This is a genomic window from Micromonospora maritima (assembly GCF_902825405.1).
GTDB lineage: Bacteria > Actinomycetota > Actinomycetes > Mycobacteriales > Micromonosporaceae > Micromonospora > Micromonospora maritima.
The window spans coordinates 1-2,066 of sequence record NZ_CADEAU010000736.1 but is presented as its reverse complement, the minus strand read 5'-3'; the positions used below and the strand labels follow the sequence as shown (position 1 = coordinate 2,066).

2 protein-coding genes are annotated in these 2,066 nt (G+C 75.4%); one reads left to right on the top strand and one right to left on the bottom strand.

Annotated elements, in window-relative coordinates; translation table 11 throughout:
- Positions 1-1,035 (bottom strand): glycoside hydrolase family 3 N-terminal domain-containing protein (locus HUW36_RS31680; protein ID WP_246248420.1); only part of this gene is annotated, 1,035 nt, incomplete at its 3' end.
- Between the two features lie 124 nt (positions 1,036-1,159).
- Between HUW36_RS31680 and HUW36_RS31675 the strand changes: the two genes are divergently transcribed.
- The coding region (locus tag HUW36_RS31675) for an ROK family transcriptional regulator (RefSeq protein WP_174531425.1) at positions 1,160-2,066 on the top strand (907 nt) is incomplete at its 3' end.

Genomic DNA, 2,066 nt, shown 5'->3' with positions numbered 1-2,066 from the left:
GCCCACGGCCCCCGTGAAGCGGCCCACCACTCGGCCCATGGCCTCCCGGCGCTTCTCCTTGGCGGCCTCCTTGGCGGCCTCCTCCACCCGGGCCCGGTCCAGCCGGCCGTCGCCGATCCCGGCGACGATCTCCGCGGCGACCAGCTCGACCAGCTCGGCGTCGACCTGCGCGCCGATGCAGAGCAGGTCGGCGCCGGCGGCCAGCGCCCGGACCGCGGCCGGGCCCACCCCGCCGGCGGCCAGCGCGGCGCCCTTCATCTCCAGCGCGTCGGTGATCACCGCGCCGGTGAAGCCGTACTCGCCGCGCAGCAGGTCGACGAGCACGGCGCGGCTGAACGTGGCCGGACCGTCGCCGGTCAGCGCCGGGACCCGGATGTGCGCGGTCATCACGGCCCGTACGCCGGCGTCGACCACGGCGGCGAACGGCGGCAGGTCGCGCTCGCGCAGCACGGCCGGCGGCACGTCGACGGTGGGCAGCTCGTGGTGGGAGTCGGCGACCGTGGCGCCGTGCCCGGGGAAGTGCTTGGCGCAGGCGGCGACGCCGGTCGACTGGAGGCCGGCCACGGCGGCGGCCGAGTGGACCGCCACCCGCTTCGGGTCCGCGCCGAACGACCGGGTGCCGATCACCGGGTTCTCGTCCGCGGTGTTCACGTCCACCGTCGGGGCCAGGTCGAGGGTGAGACCGAGCGCGGCCAGCTCACCGCCGATCGCCGCGTAGACCTGGCGGGTGAGGTCGGGGTCGTCCACCGCGCCGAGCGCGGCGTTGCCCGGGTACGGGCTGCCGGTGGCGTGGGCCAGCCGGGTGACGTCGCCACCCTCCTCGTCGATCGCGAGGATCACGTCGGCACGGCCGGCGCGCAGCGCCGCGGTGGACGCCGCCACCTGGGCCGGGTCGTGGACGTTGGTGCCGAACAGGGTGTGCCCGGCGAGCCCGTCGGCGAGCAGGTCGACCGCCCAGTCCGGCGGGACCGGGCCGGCGTACGCGGCAAGCAACGTGCCCAGCGCGAGCCGACGGAGTCCTGGATCCAACCCCACGAGTATCCCCTTTCCCTGCCGGGTCGTCCGACCTCTGCGGATCGGGGTGGCCGATACGCTAACGGGCACCCTTCGGCAGGCGTTTTATGGTTAGAAACTTTACGGAAAAATTGAGGACGTTGGCATGAGTGCGACCCGGCTGCCCGGCACCCCCCGACTGTTGCGGGCGCTCAACGACCGAGCGGCGCTGGAGCTGCTGCTCGAACGCGGGCCGCTGACCCGGGCCCGGATCGGCGAGCTGACCGGGCTGTCCAAGGTCACCGCGTCCCAGCTCGTCGAGCGGCTGGAGGAGCGCGGGCTGGTCGCCCGGGTCGGTGAGCAGGCCGGCGGGCGGGGCCCGAACGCCCAGCTCTACGCGGTGCGACCGGGCAGCGCGTACGTGGTCGGCGTGGACGTCGGCGCCGAGCGGGTGGTGGCGGCCTGCGCCGACATCACCGGCGCCGTGGTCGGCCGGGTCGAGCAGTCCACCAGGGACACCGACGATCCGGTCGGCGTGGTGCACAACGCCGTGGTCCAGGCGGCCAGCAGCGCCGGGGCCGACCTGTCCGCCGTCCGACGCGTGGTGCTCGGCACCCCCGGCCTGGTCGATCCGCAGACCGGCGACATCACGTTCGCGTTCAACCTGCCGCGCTGGCACAGCGGCCTGCTCGCCGCGCTCCGCGAGGACCTGGACACGCCTGTCGTCTTCGAGAACGACGTGAACCTGGCCGCGGTCGCCGAGGCGCAGTCGGGCGCGGCCCGGGACACCGCCGACTTCGTGCTGGTCTGGGTGGACGCCGGTGTCGGCCTGGCGATCATGCTGGGTGGCCGCCTGCACCACGGCAGCAGCGGCGCGGCCGGCGAGATCGGCTACCTGCCGGTGCCCGGCGCGCCGATCCCACGGGACGTGTCGAAGCGCGCCAAGCCGGCGTTCCAGCAGCTCGCCGGCGCCGACGCGGTCCGCGCGGTGGCGGCCGAACACGGCTTCGCCACGGCGGACGCGGTGGAGCAGGGGGTCGCGGCGGCCCGGGCCGCCGAGGCGGTACGCGCGG